Genomic DNA, 18,595 nt, shown 5'->3' on the forward strand with positions numbered 1-18,595 from the left:
CAGGGAGCATTGACCCGGCGCGAGGGCCGATCAGTTGTACTTGCGGGTGATGTCGTCCACCTCGCCGATGGCGTCGGCAAGCGCCGAGAGCCGCTCGGCGGCCGCGTGCAGCGCCGAAAGCTCTCGGTTGAATCCCACGAGCGCCGACGGGCTGTGAGGCGCTGTCAGAGCAGCTGCCGAGGTCACCAGATCCTCGTACTGATCCAAGCCCGACTGCAACTCACGGACTGCGCCGTCGATGGTGGGATCAAGAGGTTCGGTTACCTTCGGCGTCGCGGCCACGGCGCGTTCCATCGCGACGACATCCGAAGACACCGCGAACATCGCTCTCAGTGCCGAATCGGCGGTAACAGTGATTTCGTCCAACTCACCGGGGTCGATGGTGTCGGCGCGTCTGAGCACACTCAAGATCTCGAACAGCGAAGTCTCGGCGCCGATGAGGCGCGACATCGGGATGAACGCGCGAGACGACGACGGTGGCAACCGCCTGCGAATCGGCGCGGACGGCGGTGGGCCGGAACTCATCGAACGGTAGCGGCCGACCGCGATCACGGCGGGAACCGCGAACAGTGCCGCTCCCCCGCCTGCCACGACCACCGACCACTCGGGAGCCGACGCGACGGCGAGGCCGGCCGTGCCGACCACGGATCCGCCGGACATGAAACCCCAACGCTGAGCGCGTCGGCGCGCACGGGCACGCTTGCGCTCGAATTTGGCCCGCGGGTCCTGCCACCGCCGAGCGGCATCCGCCGCCGAAAGCCCGACCTCGCGCAATGTATCCGCGGTGCGTCCCAAGGCTCCGAAAGCGCCGGATACGGAAACGGGAACGGCCGACCGGGGCTCACGCCCAGATCGACAGTCTCGTGAAGAAAACATCAGAGCATCACTGCCGACATCGAGGATTCGGCTACTGCCCGGTCTGACCGGCAGCCGGGGGCTGCTTCTCGACGGACGGAGTCGCGGGAGTGGCTGCTGCGCCGCCGGACGGCAGCGCCTCGCCCTTCATGGATGCACGAATCTGCTCGAGGCGACTGTGCCCTGCCATCTGGACCGAGGCCTGCTGGACCTCCATCATGCGGCCCTGAACGGAGTTCTGGGCGAGCTCGGCCGAGCCGAGTGCGTCAGCGTAGCGACGTTCGATCTTGTCGCGCACAGCATCGAGGCTGGGTGTGTTGCCCGGAGCCGACAGCGTGCTGTCCATGGAACGAAGGGACTCGCTCACGCGCTCCTGCATCTTGGCCTGCTCGAGCTGGCTGAGCAGCTTGGTGCGCTCGGCAACCTTTGCCTGCAGAGTCATCGCGTTCTGCTCGACGGCCTTCTTTGCCTGAGCGGCTGCCTGCAAGGACTGGTCGTGCAGTGCCTTCAGATCCTCGACGCCCTGCTCGGCCGTCACCAACTGGGCCGCAAAAGCTTCTGCAGCGTTGGTGTACTGAATCGCCTTGTCGTTGTCGCCGGCAGCAGCGGCCTGATCGGCGAGGTTGACTGCCTGGCGCGCGTTGGCGTTGAGCTTTTCGACCTCGTCGAGTTGACGGCTGAGCTTCATCTCGAGTTGACGCTGATTACCGATCACCGACGCAGCCTGCTGGGACAACGCCTGATGCTGGCGCTGTGCGTCCTCGATCGCCTGCTGAATCTGAACCTTTGGATCTGCCTTCTCATCGATCTTCGAATTGAAGAGCGCCATCAGGTACTTCCAGCCCTTGACGAAAGGATTAGCCATTGGTTTGATCCTGCCTCCATCTGATGCGCCGCGCCGAACGCGACCCGGAGCGCGACCGTCGCGCACCGAAACAAGGGCTGCGCCCTATCTGCTCTGACCCCACCTGCTGGAAACCGGCGGTTACGTACAAAATCTATCGGTTACGGCCGGTAGTGGCTACGCCGCCGCCAACCTTCGAGCGTTCGGTGCCGGAATCACGACGCGGGTGTCGCGTGCGATAGTCGGCGAACCGGAAGCCGAGACAGAGCCGGAAGCCGACACGGCAGGTTCGGCAACCTGCCGACCAGCTACCGGAGCGCTCTTCTTCGTGGCCAGGGTCTCGCTCACGTCGACCAGCACGTCGGACAGTGGGACTGCGAGCGCATCACAGATCGCCGCCAACAATTCGCTCGATGCTTCCTTACGTCCACGTTCCACTTCGGACAGATAGCCCAAGCTCACACGCGCGCTGTTCGAGACCTCACGTAGCGTGCGGCTCTGCGAAACGCGCGTACGCCGGAGACTGTCACCGATTGCCTCACGCAATAGCAGCGCCATCTCGCTCCTCCTTCATCCGTGACCTCATCGTGCATGGTCGTACGTCTTCACAATCGTCAACGTCCGAACACATCCGATTGGTTCCCGAGCCTATCGTGCCGCACGCTCTACGACACGATCACGCAACCGCGACACGGCAGTCGCGACCGCGGTTGTCCGAATCTCCCACCGTTCGCCGCCGAGCGCGAGCGGTTCGCATTCGGTTCCGTCAGGGCCGGCGATACCGAGAAACACTGTTCCGACCGGGTGTCCGTCCTGCTCACTCGGACCGGCGACTCCGGTCAGACCGATACCCCAGTCCGCACCGCACTTCGTCCGGGCACCGAGCGCCAATGCCACCGCCGTGCTCTCGGACACGGGGCCGTCCGTTGCCAGGCGGCTTGGATCCACACCAGCCAGCGTTGCTTTCAGGTCGGTCGCGTACACGACCAGGCCCCCGCGCAGCACCGCGCTCGACCCCGGCACCGACGCGACTGCAGCCGTGAACAACCCTGCTGTCAGAGATTCGGCGGCGGCGACAGTCTGCTTCGCGGCGCCGAGGGCCTCGACAAGTTCGACCACTCCGAGTCCGAGCAGCGGGTCGGTCATGACTCGACTGCGCGAACTCCGGCGCGAAGCCTGATCGCCTGCACGATGTATTCGATTCCCGTCGCCACCGTCAGCACGACGGCAGCAGCCATCAGCAGCCCGCTGACGATGTCCCAACTGCTCGGCAGCGGGCAGAGGTAGAACCCGATCGCAACGGCCTGCACGAGGGTCTTGAGCTTGCCGCCCTTGCCCGCCGGGATGACCGCGTGCCGCAGAACCGCGAACCGCAGCAGCGTGATTCCGAGTTCCCTGGCGATGATCACTCCGGTCACCCACCACGACAGATCGCCGAGAACCGAGAGCCCGATCAGCGCGGCTCCGATCAGCGCCTTGTCCGCGATCGGGTCCATGAGTTTGCCGAAATCGGTGACCAGACCGTACTTCCGAGCCAATTGGCCGTCGATCCGATCCGTGATCGCGGCGACGATGAACACGCCCATCGCCCCGAGACGCCACCACGTCGAGTGTCCGCCGTCGACGAACAGAACAACGAGAAACACCGGAACGAGAACCATCCGGACCATCGTGAGAATGTTCGCGATGTTCAGCAACGGAACCGGGTTGTCCGCGACAGGTGTGCCGTCGGACGGGCCGACGGCGGCGCGATGGGCGTCGGTCTGATCGCGCGGGGTACTCATCGGATCACCGCACAGGCGGTGAGCCGAACCCGGGATACAGCCGAGCGGCGCGGGAATTGCGTGGGGCGGACAGGCACGCGACTTAGAATATCGGTAGGGCCATTGACTAATGTGCACCACATGACTTCGACCGCGCCGACCTATACCGAGAGCCAGTTGATCGTGCGTCGCGCGCGAACGTCGGACATCCCCGAAATCAAGCGTCTGATCGACATCTACGCCGGCAAGATCCTCCTCGAGAAGAATCTCGTGACGCTGTACGAGGCAGTCCAGGAGTTCTGGGTCGCCGAGCGGGGTGACCAGGTAATCGCTTGCGGCGCACTGCATGTGCTGTGGGCGGACCTGGGTGAGATCCGCACCGTCGCAGTCGATCCGACTGCGAAAGGGCAGGGCGCAGGTTTCCACGTCGTCGACAAACTCATCGAGGTCGCCAAAGAATTGGAGTTGGAACGGTTGTTCGTTTTGACGTTCGAGACCGAGTTCTTCCACCGTCACGGATTCGCGGAGATCGACGGCACTCCCGTCACCGCCGAGGTCTATGCGGAAATGTGTCGGTCCTACGACGCCGGCGTCGCCGAGTTCCTCGATCTGAGCTATGTGAAACCCAACACACTCGGCAATACTCGCATGCTCCTGACTCTCTGAACCGTTCAGACTCTTCAAACACACCTGTCTCGATCACCAGCCTCCGAAAGCGGTTCACGATGTCGTTGTTCCTCGTCGAATACACCTACGCACCCGAGAAGAACCCTCAGCGCGACGAAGTCCGCAGCGATCACCGCGCCTGGCTCGCGGATCTGGTTTCCCGCTCGATCGTTCTGTCATCTGGCCCGTTTGCAGATGGAAACGGCGCGCTGATCATCGTCGACGCCGCTGACGCCGACACCGTTTCACTGCTCTTCACCCACGATCCGTTCGCGATCGCCGATTTGATCGAGAAGGTCCGGATCACCGAGTGGGTTCCGGTGTTGGGTCAGTTCAGCGCCTGAGAGCGTCGGCCTACTCCCCGGCCCGGTCGCGAGTCTTCAACAGGCTCGCGACCGTCGTCACCGCCAATACTCCGATGATCACTCCGAGTGAGAGTGCCGTGGAGATTTCCGGCACGGAGACGTGTTCACCTCCGTTGACGAACGAGAGGGTGTTCTCGTGCAACGCGTGAAGTACCAGTTTCACACCGATGAACGCCAAGATTATCGAGAGCCCGTACGAGAGATAGACCAGCCGTTCGAGCAACCCGCCGATCAGGAAGTACAGCTGCCGTAGACCCATCAGCGCGAAGGCGTTGGCGGTGAAGACCAGATACGGTTCCTGAGTCAGACCGTAGATCGCCGGAATCGAATCGAGCGCGAAGAGCACGTCGGCAAAGCCGATTGCGATGAGCGCCAACAACAACGGAGTCACGACGCGCTTGCCGTCGATCCGGGTGATCAACTTGTCGCCGTCGTATTCCTCGGTAGTCGGCAGCACCCGTTTCACGAGCGAGATGATGCGACTGTCGCGCTTCTCCTCGGCTTCCTTCTCATGCCCGTGATCGCGGATCAGGGTGTACGCGGTGTAGATCAGGAACGCACCGAAGAGGTAGAACACCCAACTGTATGCGTTGATGGCGGCGGCACCGACACCGATGAAGATTCCGCGCATCACCAACGCGAGGACGATGCCGATCAGCAATACCTTCTGCTGGAACTCTCGTGGTACCGCGAAGGTCGACATGATGATCACGAAGACGAACAGATTGTCGACCGAGAGCGCCTTTTCCGTGACATAGCCGGCGAAGTACTCACCACCGTACGTGGTGCCCCAGATCCACATCACGACGAGGCCGAAGACGATGGCGATCGAGATGTAGACCGTCGACCAGAATGCGGACTCCCGGAAGGTCGGCGCATGCGGAGTCCGGACGTGGGCGAAGAAGTCGAAGACGAACAGGCCGAGGATCACCACGATCGTGATTCCCCAAGCCAACGGCGTCACATGCACGGGTTCCTCCGGTCGTCTGTCGACGGCTTGTCCGCCGAGGTGTCCCTACTCGTCTGCGGGTGCCTCATCCGGGTCGCCGCCGCGAATCGACCACAGCAGACCGTCGAGTTCCTCAGGCTTCATGAGTACCTCGCGGGCCTTCGAGCCCTCGCTGGGTCCGACGACGCCACGATTTTCCATGAGGTCCATCAGTCGGCCGGCCTTGGCGAACCCGACTCGCAGCTTGCGCTGAAGCATCGACGTCGAACCGAACTGGCTGGTGATCACCAATTCCACGGCCTGCAAGAGGACATCCATGTCGTCGCCGATGTCGGGGTCGACGTCTTTCTTCTCCCCGGCCTTCTGCGCGGTGACACCTTCGGTGTACTCGGGCTCCGCCTGGTTCTTCGCGAAGTCGACGACCGCCGAGATTTCTTCGTCGGTGATGAACGCGCCCTGCATACGGGTCGGCTTACCCGCACCCATGGGCAGGAAGAGGCCGTCACCCATACCGATGAGCTTCTCGGCGCCTGGCTGATCGAGGATGACTCGCGAGTCCGTCAGTGAAGACGTCGCGAACGCCAGACGAGACGGCACGTTGGTCTTGATCAGGCCGGTGACGACGTCGACGGACGGGCGCTGCGTTGCCAGCACCAGGTGGATACCGGCAGCACGGGCTTTCTGCGTGATGCGGACGATCGCTTCTTCGACGTCGCGGGGAGCGGTCATCATGAGGTCGGCCAGCTCGTCCACAATTGCCAGGATGTACGGGTACGGACGGTAGACGCGCTCGCTGCCCAGCGGGGCGGTGATTTCGCCGGACTTGACCTTGGAGTTGAAGTCGTCGATATGACGCACCCGGTTGGCCTGCATGTCCTGGTAACGCTGTTCCATCTCCTCGACCAACCAGGCCAGCGCTGCCGCGGCCTTCTTCGGCTGAGTGATGATCGGCGTGATCAGGTGCGGGATACCTTCGTACGGCGTGAGCTCGACCATCTTCGGGTCGATGAGGATCATCCGTACTTCTTCCGGCGTTGCTCGGGTGAGCAACGAGACGAGCATCGAGTTCACGAAGCTCGACTTACCCGAGCCGGTCGAACCTGCCACCAGAAGGTGGGGCATCTTCGCGAGGTTGGCACTGACGAAGTCACCTTCGATGTCCTTGCCCAGACCGATCACCAGTGGGTGGTGATCGCGTCGGGTGCTCGGCGCGTTCAGCACGTCGGCGAGGCGAACCATTTCGCGGTCGGAGTTCGGTACCTCGATGCCCACCGCGGACTTACCCGGAATGGGGGCCAGGAGGCGGACGTTGTCGGTAGCCACTGCATAGGCGATGTTGCGGGCGAGCGCGGTGATCTTCTCGACCTTGACGCCTGGGCCGAGTTCGACCTCGTACCGCGTCACTGTCGGGCCCCGCGTGAATCCGGTAACGGCGGCGTCGATCTTGAACTGTTCGAGGACCTCGCTGATCGCTTCGATCATCGCGTCGTTCGCAGAACTGCGGAGCTTGGGCGGGTCCCCTTCGATCAGCAACGTCGTCGGAGGGAGGTTGTAGTCGCCGTCGGTGACCCGATCAGTGACGAAGTGTTCCTTCTCCTCCGGCTCCGGTTCGGGTTTCGGCACAGGCTTGGCGATAGGGACGGAACGGGCCGGCACCTTGGGGCGCGGCGCCGGAGTCTCCACGACGGGCGCGGCAGCAGCCACGACGGGCTCGTCGGGTACTGCGGTGTCGTCGGTGTTCCACAGACCGAGTACTTCGGTCTTCTTGTCGCCGGATTCGAACTCGTCCGTCGGGTAGTTGTCGATCGGTGCGCGTCGGCTGGTCCGCTTGGCGGGCTTGAGCGGTGGCTCGGCGTAGGTGTCGACCGGGTAGCCGTCGGCGTCGAACAGTGAAGGATCGTAAGCAGATTCGCCGTAGTGGTGCTCGCCGTCCTCGTCGAATTCGGATCCGTAGTCGCCGTATTCGTCCGAGCGATACGAGGCACCGAAGAAGGACTGGAACTTGCTCGGCACCTCACGCAGCGTGGTTCCGGTCAGAAGGAGGATTCCGAATCCGGCGGCGATGACCAGCAGCGGCGCAGACAGCCAGACGGTGAGCCCGTTGGTGAGCGGGCCGCCCACGACGTACCCGACGAACCCTGCACCGTTGGAGCGACCGGTGGAGTCTGTCGGTGAACCCGAGATGATGTGCCAGAGGCCGAGCGCAGGCAGACCGACCAGCAACGATCCCATGATCAGTCGGGGGCGGATCTCAGGTTTCGGTTCTGTGCGCATCAACAGGATCGCGAGGCCGACGCCGACGATGGGGAGCACGGCCGAGGCCGCGCCGAAGATAGCGCGCACAAGGGTGTCGATGCCGCCGCCGATCGGACCACCGGCCTTGAACCAGACGCCGCCGGCGATGACGACGCTGAATGCGATCAGGCCGAGCGCTATTCCGTCGCGGCGGTGGCCGGCTTCGATCTCGCCGACCTTACTGACGGTGCGTGTGGTGGCGCCGACGCCGCGGGCAGCCAGGGACCACCCGGCTCCTATTCCCTTGCCGACGGCCGCCAACGGACTGGCCCGCTGAGACGTTTTCGATACCGGGCGGCGCGCGGCCGACGACGTACCGGAGGCCTTCTTGGGCGCTGGCTTGGAGCCTTTGCCCGAGGCCGGGCGCCCACCAGCCCTGGCCGAAGTCGTGACGTTCCGAGGAGTCGACACCGTCCGTGTGGTGCGCGAGGTGCGAGGTTTTGCGGTCGTGCGCGCACTCGGAGTGGAGGCTGACGACCTGGTCGATGCCCTGGACGTGGACGTGCTTGTACTGGATCCCCGGGCGCTCGACTTACCTGCCATGGAGTTCAGGCTAGTCTGTGCGACCCCATCTGGACCATCCGCAACACCAGCAACACTGGTCGCGAGTGCGAAACGTGATCTTCGCAACCCGTCGGTCGAGCGCTACTCAGGTAGAAAAAGGCAATCAGAAACTGCGATCGAGCGCCATCACGGATTGGACGTCGGCCAGTTCACCTTTGGCTTCGATCTTCACTTCGTTGCGACCGAAAGCGTGCAGCAGCAACTCGGCGGGTTCGCCCTGCAAGACAACACTGCGAGAGCCGGATTTATGGACGACCGCACTCTCGCCGGAGGGAAGTTCGAAAATTACCTCGACAGCAGCGTTGCGGTAGCCCATCTTGCCGATCTGGCGTGCGTACTTCCACAGCTGAGCCTGCCGACCCTCCGACAACGGACGCGGCGCCCAGTTCAGATGTGCGCGGCGTACGTCTTCGTGGTGAACGAACATCTCGGTGGTGTTGACCTGCGCGTCGAGCCAGTACATCGGCGACCATCGCGGCGGCCCGCTCCGAACGTCGTCGAGGATCTCCTCCCACGGACGCGCCGCTGCGGCCTTTCGAACGCTCTCGGTGTGACCGGCAAGAGGGCTCAACATGATTCCGGGAGCGGCGTCGAGACGCCGCTCCCGGACAATCAGATGTGCTGCCAGGTCACGATTGGTCCACTCCCCACACAGTGTCGGAGCATCGGGGCCGAACTCGACCATGCTGTCAACCAGGGCGAGTCGTTCGTCATGAGCGAAGGTCACCTTCGCCAAAGTACTCGAACCGGACCGGGTTCGAGCGGAAGCGACCTGCTGTGCCGAATCTACGGAACCGCGATGACCGTCGGAATGATCATCGGACGGCGGCGGTACTTGTCCGCGACCCAGCGTCCGACGACGCGGCGCACGGACTGCGCGATGCGATGAGCGTCGATGACGCCTTCGCTCGCCAACCGGGCCAGGTCCGATTCCACGAGATCCGCGGCGGCCTTGAGTGCCGTCGGATCGTCGGAGAAGCCGCGACCGGACACCTCGGGAGTGCTGACTGCGCGTCCTGTCGACTCGTTGATGACGATGGTGATGGCGATGAAGCCGCCTTCACCGAGTACGAGGCGATCGGAGAGCGTCGGCTCGCCGACGTCGCCGACTGAAAGACCGTCGACGTAGACGTGTCCGACCGGTACGCGTCCCACGATCTCGGCGAGGCCGTCGACCATGTCGACCACGACGCCGTCCTCGGCCAGCACGATGCGCTCTTCCGGAACGCCGGTGGCCTTGGCAAGGGCGGCGTTGGCACGCAGGTGGCGCCATTCACCGTGGACGGGCATGGCGTTGGTGGGCCGAACCGCGTTGTACAGGTAGAGCAGCTCACCGGCGGACGCGTGGCCCGAGACGTGAACCTTGGCGCTCTGCTGGGTCACGACGGTGGCACCGCGCTTGGCCAAGCCGTTGACCACGGCAAAAACGGAGTTCTCGTTACCCGGAATCAGCGAGGATGCGAGAACGACCAGGTCGTTGGCACGGATATTGATCTGGCGGTGTTCGCCGCGTGCCATCCGCGAGAGCGCTGCCAACGGCTCACCCTGCGAACCCGTCGAAATGAGCACCAGGCGATCGTCGGGAAGGGTGGCGGCGGTGTCGATGTCGACGACCAGGCCGTCTGGCACCGTGAGGTAGCCGAGATCCTGGGCGATCTGCATGTTGCGGACCATCGAGCGGCCGACGAAGACGATTCGACGGTTGTATCGAGCGGCAACGTCGACGACCTGCTGGATGCGGTGCACGTGGCTGGCGAACGATGCCACGATGACGCGCTGCTTCGCCTTGCCGATGACGTTGTCGAGCACTCCCCCGATTTCACGCTCGGGCGTGACGAATCCCGGGACCTCGGCGTTGGTCGAGTCCACGAGGAACAGGTCGACACCCTCGTCGCCCAGGCGGGAGAAACCGGCGAGGTCGGTCAGGCGGCCGTCGAGAGGCAGCTGGTCGAGCTTGATGTCACCGGTGTGCAGTACAACTCCGGCGTCGGTGCGAATCGCGATCGCGAGCGCGTCGGGAATCGAGTGGTTGACGGCGAAGTACTCGCAGTCGAACGGCCCGTGAGTGGTGGTGTTTCCTTCGACGACCTCGACGAGGTTCGGTCGCAGGCGATGCTCGCGGCACTTGGCGGCAACGAGGGCGAGAGTGAACTTCGCGCCGATGACCGGTATGTCCGCGCGCAAGCGCAGCAAGAACGGCAGAGCACCGATGTGGTCCTCGTGGCCGTGAGTCAAGATGACGGCTTCGACGTCGTCCATACGGTCTTCGATGTAGCGGAAGTCCGGGAGGATCAGGTCGACGCCGGGCTGCTGGTCCTCGGGGAACAGCACACCGCAGTCGACGATCAGCAACTTGCCGCGGTGCTCGAACACCGTCATGTTGCGACCGATTTCGCCGATGCCGCCGAGAGCAACGATGCGCAGACCTGATGCCGGCGCCTTCGGGGGTGTTCCGAGGCGACCTGTGGGATCGACGGCCGGACGGTTCTCGGGGCGCTTGTTTCCGCGCCCGTTGCCCGCCTTCGACGCTGCCGGACGGTTGCCGCCGGCAGATTTGCGCGGCGACCTGTCTTCGGTCGATTTCTTGGGTGCAGCAGATTTGGTGGCGGCGGACTTGGTCGCTGCAGATTTGGCTGCTGCGGCCTTCTTGGGCGGGGCGGCCGCGGCGGGGGCCGCTTCTGCCGCCGGCGCAGCTGGTGCCTCTACCGGTGCGGCCTTCGCGGCCGTTTCGGGAGCCGGAGGCGAAGGCGGACCGGCTTGACGACTGGCACTACGACGTCGGGGGGGACGGGTCATTTACAAAACTCCTGCCGCATGCAGATCGGCGGCAAGACCGTCGATCTGCTCTTTAGTGGGTGCAACCTGCGGAAGGCGTGGTTCTCCGACATCGATTCCGATGAGTCGCAGACCCGCCTTCGAAGCGCTGACACCGCCGAGGCGGGCAACGGAACGAATCACAGGGATCAAACTGAGGTTTATCTCGCGTGCGCGGGCGATGTCGCCGGACACGAACGCGGTGTGGAGGTCGCGGAGGCGACCTGGAACGAGATGGCCGATGACGCTGACGAAGCCGGTAGCACCGACAGCGAGCCACGGCAGGTTCAGCGGGTCGTCACCGGAGAAGAACTGAAGCTCGGTGGTGCCGATCAACTCTGCGCCGGCGTTGAGGTCGCCCTTGGCATCCTTGACGGCCTTGATCCGCGGGTGCTCGGCGAGTCGGCGGATCGTTTCGGTCTCGATGGGGACGACGGAGCGGGGCGGAATGTCGTACAACATGACGGGCAGGTCGGTCGCGTTGGCGACGGCGGTGAAGTGTGCAAAGAGTCCGGCCTGGGGCGGACGCGAGTAGTACGGGGTGACGACGAGCAGACCGTGCGCACCGGCGCGAGCCGCGTCACGGGCGAGTTCGACACTGTGGGCGGTGTCGTTGCTCCCGGCGCCTGCAACGATCTTCGCGCGGTTGCCGACGGCGTCGATCACTGCGCGGAGCAGGTCGAGCTTCTCGGACTCGGTGGTGGTGGGAGACTCACCGGTCGTGCCGGCAAGAACGAGGCCGTCGCAGCCGTTGTCGACGAGATGGGCTGCGAGGCGCACTCCCGCGTCGACGTCCAACTTCCCGTCGGCAGTGAACGGGGTCACCATCGCAACGGAAATGGTGCCGAACGGACGCTCGACAAGAGAAGCGGAATCACCGTAGGTCATGGTCAGAAGGTTACCCGGTTCAGCTCTTACTTCTGCACACGAGTCACGACTCGGCCGCAAATGCACTGACGGCGATTTCCGATCCGTCGCTTCCGCGGAGAATCTCGTAGTCCCCGAACACATTTGGGGCGACGTCACGAAGCTGACGTAGGCACTCGATCGCGACTCGCCGGATCTCGACGTCGGCATGTTCGGTGGCGCGCATCTCGACGAAGTGCCGCCAGGCCCGATAGTTCCCGGTCACGACCAAGCGCGTCTCGGTTGCGTTGGGCAGCACCGAGCGCGCAGCTTGCCTGGCTTGCTTCCCACGCATCGGGGCACCGGGCACTGATTGCAATTTCCCCTCGAGGGCGGTCAGCAGTTCGCCGTAAGCGCGACGGCTCTCGTCGGTGGCAGACAGAAACAGTGCTTCGAGCTCGGGATCACCTTCGACCGCGGGAGGCACGACAACGTTCGCATCATTCTCGCGAACGAATCGCTGCGAGAGTTGCGAGTACGAGAAGTGCCGGTGACGAATCAATTCGTGAGTGCACGAGCGCGAGATACCAGTGATGTAGAAGCTCACCGTCGCGTGCTCGAGCACCGAAACGTGTCCGACCTCGAGCAGATGCCTGAGGTAGCCGGCGTTGGTTGCGGTTCGCGGATTCGGCTTGGACCAACTCTGGTAGCAGGCTCGGCCGGAGAACTCGACGAGCGCTTCGCCGCCATCCGCGTCCGTCTCCCACGGAATGTCCTCGGGCGGGAAGAACTCGGACTTCGCCACCAACTGCACTTTCAGCGACACCGTGTTCGGCACAACCCACTCCTCGACAAGCACGAAACGACCAGCACGAAACCCGGGCGCCGTTCGCCTCAGGTGCTGGGCAACTCTATAGCGGTCGACCACCACCAAGATCGAGTGACGTCATCACATCCTTGACTGACGTCACTTTTGACGCCACTCTGGTGTCATGGACATTTCGGAGTACACCGCGAAGCTGCAGAATGACCTCGTCACCGCAGCCGAACTCGGCGACGATCACACGCGCCGGATTGCGGCGTCGTTGTCCGCCGCCATCGAACCCTCGGTCCGCCTGGTCTTGTTGGCCGCGGCGACGGAGTTGGCCAAGGAGATCGGGACCAAACTCGACGGCCGCGAGGTCAGGGTCAATCTCGACGGCAACGAGATCGTGACCGACGTCGTCCGCCCGACGAATTCGACCGGCGGCGAGGGCGGAAACGAGAAGGCAGACGACGAGAAGAAGGACTCCACTTACTCGTTCGACGACGTCAGCGGCGATATCAGCCGAGTGACGTTGAGGATGATGGAGCAGATCAAAGCCCGCGCCGAGGAGGCAGCCAATCAGAACGGAGTCTCCCTCAACTCGTGGGTTTCACAAGCCGTTCAGGGCGCATTGCGGGACCAGATGCGCAAGAACGGCATGGACTAGTTCGACGCCACCCTGATCGCCGATGATCTAATTGCGCAACTGCAGTAATCACGAACCGTTGCCGCAAGGCGAGAAGGAGCACGTTCATGGCCGTTTCGGGCGTCAAGGAATTCGAGATCAAGGCTGATCCGGAAACGGTGATGAAGGCCGTAGCTGCAGTCGATCGGCTGCCGGAGTGGTCGTCTGCGCACAAGAAGATCACCATCGAGAGCACTCACGACGACGGTCGACCCCATCGCGTTCGCATGGCCGTGTCCATTCTGGGAATCAACGACGAGCAGGTAGTCGACTACACCTTCGAGGGCGACGACAAGGTGACCTGGACACTCGTCGAGAGCGGCCAGCAGAACCAGCAGGACGGCTCGTACGTCTTGACTCCCACCGACGGTGGAACCAAGGTCACCTTCGAACTGACCATCGATCCCAAGATCCCGCTGCCGGGCTTCCTGGTGAAGAAGGCGCAGAAGACGGCCCTGGAAACAGCAAGCAAGGGCCTGACGAAGTTCGTCGAAAACTTCTGAGCGCACACGCAATTCAGGCGGCCCTTACTTCGGCGTTCATCGCCGGGTAGGGGCCGTTTGCTGTGACGCCCAGCTGCGATTTCTCGGAAGTTCTTGCCGATGTTGAACATTCGCCGGTAGCCGGGGACCGCCCAGAGTAACGTCGGCCGCGTGTCCGCCGAGACCGCAGAGCCCAACTCCATGGCACCCGTGCGCATCCTCGTCTACAGCGACGACGCACACACCCGCGAGCAAGTTCGGCTCGCTCTCGGAGAGCGCCCACATCCTTCGATGCCCACCATCGACTACGTCGAGGTCGCGACCGCGCCGATCGTCGTCGACAAGCTCGATGCCGGCGGAATCGATCTCGCCATCCTCGACGGCGAGGCGAGTCCGGCGGGCGGCATGGGCGTCGCGAAACAACTCAAGGACGAGATCGTCGACTGTCCGCCGATCCTCGTACTGACCGGTCGACCCGACGATGCGTGGCTGGCGTCGTGGTCGCGAGCGGAAGCCTCAGTGCCGCAGCCGATAGATCCGATGGAACTCTCTTCCACCGTCATCGCGCTTCTGCGTCGGCAACTGAGCCGGTGAGCACCCGTTGCAGCGGTGATTCGTTGCGGCGCCGACTACTTCGGACTTTCGAGAGCGAAACTCGGCACCTCGAAAATCAACCCAATGTCGGAGGCCTCCCCTAGTGTGGGTGTCGCAGGTCACATAAGTGTCGAATTGCTGGCAGTATCGAAATCGAACGGCACCTTCGGGTTAACGGCACCTTCGGGTTAACGGCACCTTCGGGTTAACGGCACCTTCGGGCTAGGCGGACATCCGCACAGCGGAGAGGAGTTCGGGTGAGATGAACGCTTACATCCCCATTCTCGTTCTCGGGGTCATCGCGATGGCCTTCGCTGTGGTGTCGGTTGTTCTCGCGTCCGTGGTCGGCCCGAAGCGGTACAACAGGGCGAAACTCGAAGCCTACGAATGCGGAATCGAACCGGCACCCCGTACCGCTGGTGGCGGACGGTTTCCCGTCAAGTTCTATCTGACGGCAATGCTGTTCATCATCTTCGACATCGAGATCGTTTTCCTCTATCCGTGGGCGGTGCATTTCGATTCGCTCGGCTTGTTCGGCCTCGCGGCGATGGGCCTTTTCATAGTCAACGTCTCGGTGGCATACGCATACGAATGGCGACGAGGCGGTCTCGGTTGGGACTAGCTCAGCGAACACAGGAACAGCACACACGAGTCAGACAAAACCGGTCACACCGCAGCTGTTACGACTGAAAAGAGTCGGATATGGGTCTCGAAGAAAAGCTCCCCAGCGGATTTCTACTGACCACGGTCGAGGGCCTGGCAGGTTATGCCCGCAAAGGATCACTGTGGCCTGCCACCTTCGGGCTCGCGTGCTGCGCCATCGAGATGATGGCAACCACGTCGGGTCGCTTCGACCTGGCGCGGTTCGGTATGGAGGCATTCCGCGCGTCGCCGCGACAGGCAGACCTTCTGATCGTGGCCGGGCGGGTCAGTCAAAAGATGGGCCCGGTACTTCGTCAGGTCTACGACCAGATGGCCGAGCCGAAATGGGTTCTGGCCATGGGTGTATGCGCGTCGTCCGGCGGAATGTTCAACAACTACGCAGTGGTTCAGGGCGTCGACCACATCGTGCCGGTCGACATCTACTTGCCCGGCTGTCCGCCGCGGCCGGAGATGCTCCTGAACGCGATCATCGAACTGCACCGAAAGATCCAGGAAATGCCCCTCGGCGTGAACCGCGAAGAGGCACGCGCGGCAGCCGAGCGCGCCGCACTGGCATCCACCCCCACCATCGACATGAAGGGGCTGCTGCGATGACCTCGGGTAACACCGGCGCGAGAGGGATGTTCGGGGTCCGCGGCACTGGCGACACCTCGGGCTACAGCAGGCTTGCCCCTCCGATCTCTCTAGAGGACAAGGCTTCTCGACCCTTCGGCGGTTATTTCGATGCAGTCGCGGATTCGTTGGACGCGGCATTGAGCAGCGCGGGTGGCACTTTCGCCGCTGCAGTCGAGCGTGTGGTGATCTTTCGAGACGAGATGACGCTGCACGTCGAACGCTCCCACTTGCCGCAGGTTGCGCGAAGACTGCGCGACGAACCGGACCTTCGCTTCGAGCTCTGCCTGGGTGTCGACGGAGTGCACTACCCGCAGGACACCGGTCGTGAACTGCACGCCGTGTATCCACTTGCCTCGATTACGCACAACCGCCGAATCAGGCTGGAAGTATCTGTGCCGGATTCCGATCCGCATATTCCGTCGATCGTCGGGATCTACCCGACCAATGACTGGCATGAACGCGAGACGTACGACTTCTTCGGGATCGTCTTCGACGGTCATCCGGCCCTGACCCGCATCGAGATGCCCGACGACTGGAAAGGCCACCCCCAGCGGAAGGACTATCCGCTCGGCGGTATCCCGGTCGAGTACAAGGGCGCCCAGACTCCGCCTCCCGACGAGCGTAGGTCGTACAACTGATGAACGAGACGACAGGAAGCAACTCCGGTGCCACGACGGAAACCGTCGTCACGGCATCGGGTCAGGACTGGGACGACATCGTCACCGCGGCCGCCCGCCAGCGAACCGGCGAGGCGGAACGGATCGTGGTCAACATGGGCCCACAGCATCCGTCCACTCACGGGGTCTTGCGCCTCATTCTCGAGATCGAGGGTGAGACGGTCGTGGAAGCTCGATGTGGAATCGGGTACCTGCACACCGGAATCGAGAAGAATCTCGAATTCCGGAACTGGACGCAGGGTGTCACTTTCGTTACTCGAATGGACTACCTGTCACCGTTCTTCAACGAAACCGCGTACTGCCTCGGAGTCGAGAAACTTCTCGACATCACCGACGACATTCCCGAGCGAGCCACCGTCATTCGCGTGATGATGATGGAACTCAATCGGATCTCCTCACATCTCGTGGCCCTGGCGACCGGCGGAATGGAACTGGGCGCCGTGACGGCGATGCTGTTCGGATTCCGCGAACGCGAATTGATTCTGGACGTGTTCGAGACGATCACCGGACTGCGGATGAATCACGCCTACATCAGGCCTGGTGGTCTCGCTCAGGATCTACCCGACGGGTCGGTCGCGAAGGTTCGGGAATTGTTGAAGGTCCTACCGAAACGGTTACGTGACGTCGAACTGATGCTCAGCGACAACTCCATCTGGAAAGCACGTACCCAGGGAATCGGATATCTCGATCTCACCGGCTGTATGGCGCTCGGGGTGACGGGTCCGGTCCTTCGCGCCACAGGTCTCCCCCACGATCAGCGTCGAGCGCAGCCGTACTGCGGCTACGAGAACTACGAGTTCGACGTAGTGACACACGACGGATCCGATTGCTACGGAAGGTACGTCATCCGCGTCGAGGAGATGAAGGAGTCCCTCAAGATCGTCGAGCAGTGCCTCGACAAGCTGCAACCGGGCCCGGTCATGGTGGACGACAAGAAGATCGCCTGGCCTGCCGATCTCGCTGTGGGACCGGATGGCCTCGGCAACTCGCAGAAGCACATCGCCAAGATCATGGAGTCCTCCATGGAAGGTCTGATTCACCATTTCAAACTGGTCACCGAGGGTATCCGCGTGCCGCCAGGTCAGGTGTACGTCGCCGTCGAGTCTCCGCGTGGCGAACTGGGGGTGCACATGGTCAGCGACGGGGGAACCCGGCCGTACCGCGTCCATTTCCGGGACCCGTCGTTCACCAACCTTCAGGCGGTCGCAGCGATGTGTGAGGGAGGCATGGTGTCCGACGTGATCGCTTCGGTTGCCAGTATCGATCCCGTCATGGGCGGAGTGGACCGATGACCGGCCCGAACGGCTCGTCACGCGTGTTCATCGAACTCGGGCCGCGCCCGGAAGAGCCCACGCAATTGGTACGCCCTGGCGCACGATCGAGCTATCCACCCGACGTACTCGCCCGACTCGACGCCGACGCCGAAACCGTCATCGCTCGTTACCGTGAGCCTGACGCCGCCGCGACCACCAGTCGATCCGCCCTGTTGCCGCTCCTTCATCTCGTGCAATCCGAGGACGGGTACATCACCCCGGCCGGGATCGATTTCTGCAGTGTCAAGCTGGGTTTGACGGGCGCCGAGGTCGCCGCAGTTTCCACCTTCTACTCCATGTATCGCCGGGGGCCGACGGGTGAGTATCTGGTCGGAGTCTGCACCAACACGCTGTGCGCGATCATGGGCGGCGACGACATCCTCGCGGCACTCGAAGAGCACCTGGGCTCGACAGGCTCCAGAGACGAAGGTGGACACTCCATCTCGACGTCCGACGGTAAGATCACCCTCGAACACATCGAGTGCAATGCGGCGTGCGACTACGCCCCCGTCATGATGATCAACTGGGAGTTCTTCGACAATCAGACTCCGGAATCGGCGCGCTCACTCGTCGATGCGCTCCGCGCCGGAGAGCGCGTGACACCCGATCGCGGTGCCACGCTGTGCTCGTTCCGGCAGACTGCGCGCACTCTGGCTGGTTTTCCGGATACGCGAATCGAGGCAGCCGAAGCTCAGACCGTCGGCGATGCAACTCTTGCCGGACTACGTATCAGCCGATCTCTCGACGACAACCCACCCGGCTCGGCCTCCGCGGCCGACGCTCCCGGCGAAGGGAAGTGA

21 protein-coding genes are annotated in these 18,595 nt (G+C 63.2%); 10 read left to right on the top strand and 11 right to left on the bottom strand.

What is annotated here, in order from left to right:
* Positions 1-30: 30 nt before the first annotated feature.
* The 5 genes from H7C86_RS12335 to pgsA form a co-directional block, all read right to left on the bottom strand.
* Entirely contained in the window at positions 31-876 is an 846-nt protein-coding gene (locus H7C86_RS12335; protein WP_259349094.1) for a phage shock envelope stress response protein PspM, read from the bottom strand.
* Positions 877-907: 31 nt separating this feature from the next.
* On the bottom strand, positions 908-1,720 hold the full coding sequence (gene pspA, locus H7C86_RS12340; protein WP_003942098.1) for a phage shock protein PspA: 813 nt from the start codon (positions 1,718-1,720) through the stop codon (positions 908-910).
* Positions 1,721-1,876: 156 nt separating this feature from the next.
* Positions 1,877-2,257 (bottom strand): helix-turn-helix domain-containing protein, encoded by a 381-nt coding sequence (locus H7C86_RS12345; protein WP_003942191.1) that lies wholly within the window; start codon positions 2,255-2,257, stop codon positions 1,877-1,879.
* A gap of 90 nt (positions 2,258-2,347) precedes the next feature.
* Positions 2,348-2,845, bottom strand: a complete 498-nt coding sequence (locus tag H7C86_RS12350) for a CinA family protein (RefSeq protein WP_021333594.1) — start codon at positions 2,843-2,845, stop codon at positions 2,348-2,350.
* Positions 2,842-3,483, bottom strand: a complete 642-nt coding sequence (pgsA, locus tag H7C86_RS12355; RefSeq protein WP_003942125.1) for a CDP-diacylglycerol--glycerol-3-phosphate 3-phosphatidyltransferase — start codon at positions 3,481-3,483, stop codon at positions 2,842-2,844. The genes H7C86_RS12350 and pgsA overlap by 4 nt, the downstream gene beginning before the upstream one ends.
* Before the next feature lie 120 nt (positions 3,484-3,603).
* Here pgsA and H7C86_RS12360 point away from each other — a divergent pair, with 120 nt between their 5' ends.
* Together H7C86_RS12360 and H7C86_RS12365 are read left to right on the top strand one after the other, a co-directional pair.
* Complete coding sequence (locus H7C86_RS12360) at positions 3,604-4,128, top strand: amino-acid N-acetyltransferase (RefSeq protein WP_019748183.1); 525 nt, start codon at positions 3,604-3,606, stop codon at positions 4,126-4,128.
* 59 nt (positions 4,129-4,187) lie between these two features.
* Positions 4,188-4,472: a YciI family protein gene (locus H7C86_RS12365; protein ID WP_020907517.1), complete on the top strand. Its 285-nt coding sequence runs from the start codon at positions 4,188-4,190 to the stop codon at positions 4,470-4,472.
* Positions 4,473-4,482: 10 nt separating this feature from the next.
* Here H7C86_RS12365 and H7C86_RS12370 read toward each other — a convergent pair whose 3' ends face one another.
* From H7C86_RS12370 to thyX, 6 genes are all read right to left on the bottom strand, one after another.
* Entirely contained in the window at positions 4,483-5,463 is a 981-nt protein-coding gene (locus H7C86_RS12370; protein WP_019748181.1) for a TerC family protein, read from the bottom strand.
* 45 nt (positions 5,464-5,508) lie between these two features.
* Positions 5,509-8,280, bottom strand: coding sequence for a DNA translocase FtsK (locus H7C86_RS12375; RefSeq protein WP_182261605.1), 2,772 nt, complete (start codon positions 8,278-8,280; stop codon positions 5,509-5,511).
* A 124-nt stretch (positions 8,281-8,404) separates the two neighbouring features.
* Positions 8,405-9,028, bottom strand: coding sequence for a TIGR03085 family metal-binding protein (locus H7C86_RS12380; protein WP_182261606.1), 624 nt, complete (start codon positions 9,026-9,028; stop codon positions 8,405-8,407).
* Between the two features lie 59 nt (positions 9,029-9,087).
* Positions 9,088-11,097 carry a ribonuclease J gene (locus tag H7C86_RS12385; RefSeq protein ID WP_019748179.1) on the bottom strand — a complete coding sequence of 670 codons (2,010 nt, stop codon included), beginning with the start codon at positions 11,095-11,097 and terminating at the stop codon, positions 9,088-9,090.
* Positions 11,098-12,003, bottom strand: coding sequence for a 4-hydroxy-tetrahydrodipicolinate synthase (gene dapA / locus H7C86_RS12390; protein WP_003942142.1), 906 nt, complete (start codon positions 12,001-12,003; stop codon positions 11,098-11,100).
* Between the two features lie 43 nt (positions 12,004-12,046).
* A complete protein-coding gene (thyX, locus tag H7C86_RS12395; RefSeq protein ID WP_020907513.1) occupies positions 12,047-12,799 on the bottom strand; it encodes an FAD-dependent thymidylate synthase in 753 nt (250 codons plus the stop codon).
* A 154-nt stretch (positions 12,800-12,953) separates the two neighbouring features.
* Here thyX and H7C86_RS12400 point away from each other — a divergent pair, with 154 nt between their 5' ends.
* From H7C86_RS12400 to nuoE, 8 genes are all read left to right on the top strand, one after another.
* Positions 12,954-13,433 carry a toxin-antitoxin system HicB family antitoxin gene (locus tag H7C86_RS12400; protein WP_019748177.1) on the top strand — a complete coding sequence of 160 codons (480 nt, stop codon included), beginning with the start codon at positions 12,954-12,956 and terminating at the stop codon, positions 13,431-13,433.
* 86 nt (positions 13,434-13,519) lie between these two features.
* The gene (locus H7C86_RS12405) at positions 13,520-13,954 is read left to right on the top strand and encodes an SRPBCC family protein (RefSeq protein WP_020907512.1); all 435 of its coding nucleotides are present in this window, start codon (positions 13,520-13,522) and stop codon (positions 13,952-13,954) included.
* A 180-nt stretch (positions 13,955-14,134) separates the two neighbouring features.
* Positions 14,135-14,527 (top strand): response regulator transcription factor, encoded by a 393-nt coding sequence (locus tag H7C86_RS12410; protein WP_044480360.1) that lies wholly within the window; start codon positions 14,135-14,137, stop codon positions 14,525-14,527.
* A gap of 262 nt (positions 14,528-14,789) precedes the next feature.
* Positions 14,790-15,149 carry an NADH-quinone oxidoreductase subunit A gene (locus H7C86_RS12415; protein WP_003942165.1) on the top strand — a complete coding sequence of 120 codons (360 nt, stop codon included), beginning with the start codon at positions 14,790-14,792 and terminating at the stop codon, positions 15,147-15,149.
* 80 nt (positions 15,150-15,229) lie between these two features.
* Positions 15,230-15,784 (top strand): NADH-quinone oxidoreductase subunit B family protein, encoded by a 555-nt coding sequence (locus H7C86_RS12420; protein ID WP_003942234.1) that lies wholly within the window; start codon positions 15,230-15,232, stop codon positions 15,782-15,784.
* Positions 15,781-16,443 carry an NADH-quinone oxidoreductase subunit C gene (locus H7C86_RS12425; RefSeq protein WP_020907509.1) on the top strand — a complete coding sequence of 221 codons (663 nt, stop codon included), beginning with the start codon at positions 15,781-15,783 and terminating at the stop codon, positions 16,441-16,443. The genes H7C86_RS12420 and H7C86_RS12425 overlap by 4 nt, the downstream gene beginning before the upstream one ends.
* Positions 16,443-17,774 (top strand): NADH dehydrogenase (quinone) subunit D, encoded by a 1,332-nt coding sequence (nuoD, locus tag H7C86_RS12430; RefSeq protein WP_019748173.1) that lies wholly within the window; start codon positions 16,443-16,445, stop codon positions 17,772-17,774. Before H7C86_RS12425 ends, nuoD begins: the two co-directional genes overlap by 1 nt.
* Entirely contained in the window at positions 17,771-18,595 is an 825-nt protein-coding gene (nuoE, locus tag H7C86_RS12435) for an NADH-quinone oxidoreductase subunit NuoE (protein WP_182261607.1), read from the top strand. The genes nuoD and nuoE overlap by 4 nt, the downstream gene beginning before the upstream one ends.

The sequence above is a fragment of the Rhodococcus sp. UFZ-B548 genome (assembly GCF_903819475.1).
Taxonomy (GTDB): Bacteria; Actinomycetota; Actinomycetes; order Mycobacteriales; family Mycobacteriaceae; genus Rhodococcus_F; species Rhodococcus_F erythropolis.

Excerpts from the sequence above, each read along its gene's own strand:
- H7C86_RS12335 (WP_259349094.1), bottom strand. The coding sequence starts at position 876 with ATGTTTTCTTCACGAGACTGTCGATCTGGGCGTGAGCCCCGGTCGGCC.
- H7C86_RS12375 (WP_182261605.1), bottom strand. The coding sequence starts at position 8,280 with ATGGCAGGTAAGTCGAGCGCCCGGGGATCCAGTACAAGCACGTCCACG.
- pgsA (WP_003942125.1), bottom strand. The coding sequence starts at position 3,483 with ATGAGTACCCCGCGCGATCAGACCGACGCCCATCGCGCCGCCGTCGGC.
- H7C86_RS12365 (WP_020907517.1), top strand. The coding sequence starts at position 4,188 with ATGTCGTTGTTCCTCGTCGAATACACCTACGCACCCGAGAAGAACCCT.
- H7C86_RS12350 (WP_021333594.1), bottom strand. The coding sequence starts at position 2,845 with ATGACCGACCCGCTGCTCGGACTCGGAGTGGTCGAACTTGTCGAGGCC.
- pspA (WP_003942098.1), bottom strand. The coding sequence starts at position 1,720 with ATGGCTAATCCTTTCGTCAAGGGCTGGAAGTACCTGATGGCGCTCTTC.
- H7C86_RS12360 (WP_019748183.1), top strand. The coding sequence starts at position 3,604 with ATGACTTCGACCGCGCCGACCTATACCGAGAGCCAGTTGATCGTGCGT.
- H7C86_RS12400 (WP_019748177.1), top strand. The coding sequence starts at position 12,954 with ATGGACATTTCGGAGTACACCGCGAAGCTGCAGAATGACCTCGTCACC.
- H7C86_RS12425 (WP_020907509.1), top strand. The coding sequence starts at position 15,781 with ATGACCTCGGGTAACACCGGCGCGAGAGGGATGTTCGGGGTCCGCGGC.
- nuoD (WP_019748173.1), top strand. The coding sequence starts at position 16,443 with ATGAACGAGACGACAGGAAGCAACTCCGGTGCCACGACGGAAACCGTC.
- nuoE (WP_182261607.1), top strand. The coding sequence starts at position 17,771 with ATGACCGGCCCGAACGGCTCGTCACGCGTGTTCATCGAACTCGGGCCG.
- H7C86_RS12420 (WP_003942234.1), top strand. The coding sequence starts at position 15,230 with ATGGGTCTCGAAGAAAAGCTCCCCAGCGGATTTCTACTGACCACGGTC.
- H7C86_RS12410 (WP_044480360.1), top strand. The coding sequence starts at position 14,135 with ATGGCACCCGTGCGCATCCTCGTCTACAGCGACGACGCACACACCCGC.
- H7C86_RS12345 (WP_003942191.1), bottom strand. The coding sequence starts at position 2,257 with ATGGCGCTGCTATTGCGTGAGGCAATCGGTGACAGTCTCCGGCGTACG.
- dapA (WP_003942142.1), bottom strand. The coding sequence starts at position 12,003 with ATGACCTACGGTGATTCCGCTTCTCTTGTCGAGCGTCCGTTCGGCACC.
- H7C86_RS12405 (WP_020907512.1), top strand. The coding sequence starts at position 13,520 with ATGGCCGTTTCGGGCGTCAAGGAATTCGAGATCAAGGCTGATCCGGAA.
- H7C86_RS12415 (WP_003942165.1), top strand. The coding sequence starts at position 14,790 with ATGAACGCTTACATCCCCATTCTCGTTCTCGGGGTCATCGCGATGGCC.
- H7C86_RS12385 (WP_019748179.1), bottom strand. The coding sequence starts at position 11,097 with ATGACCCGTCCCCCCCGACGTCGTAGTGCCAGTCGTCAAGCCGGTCCG.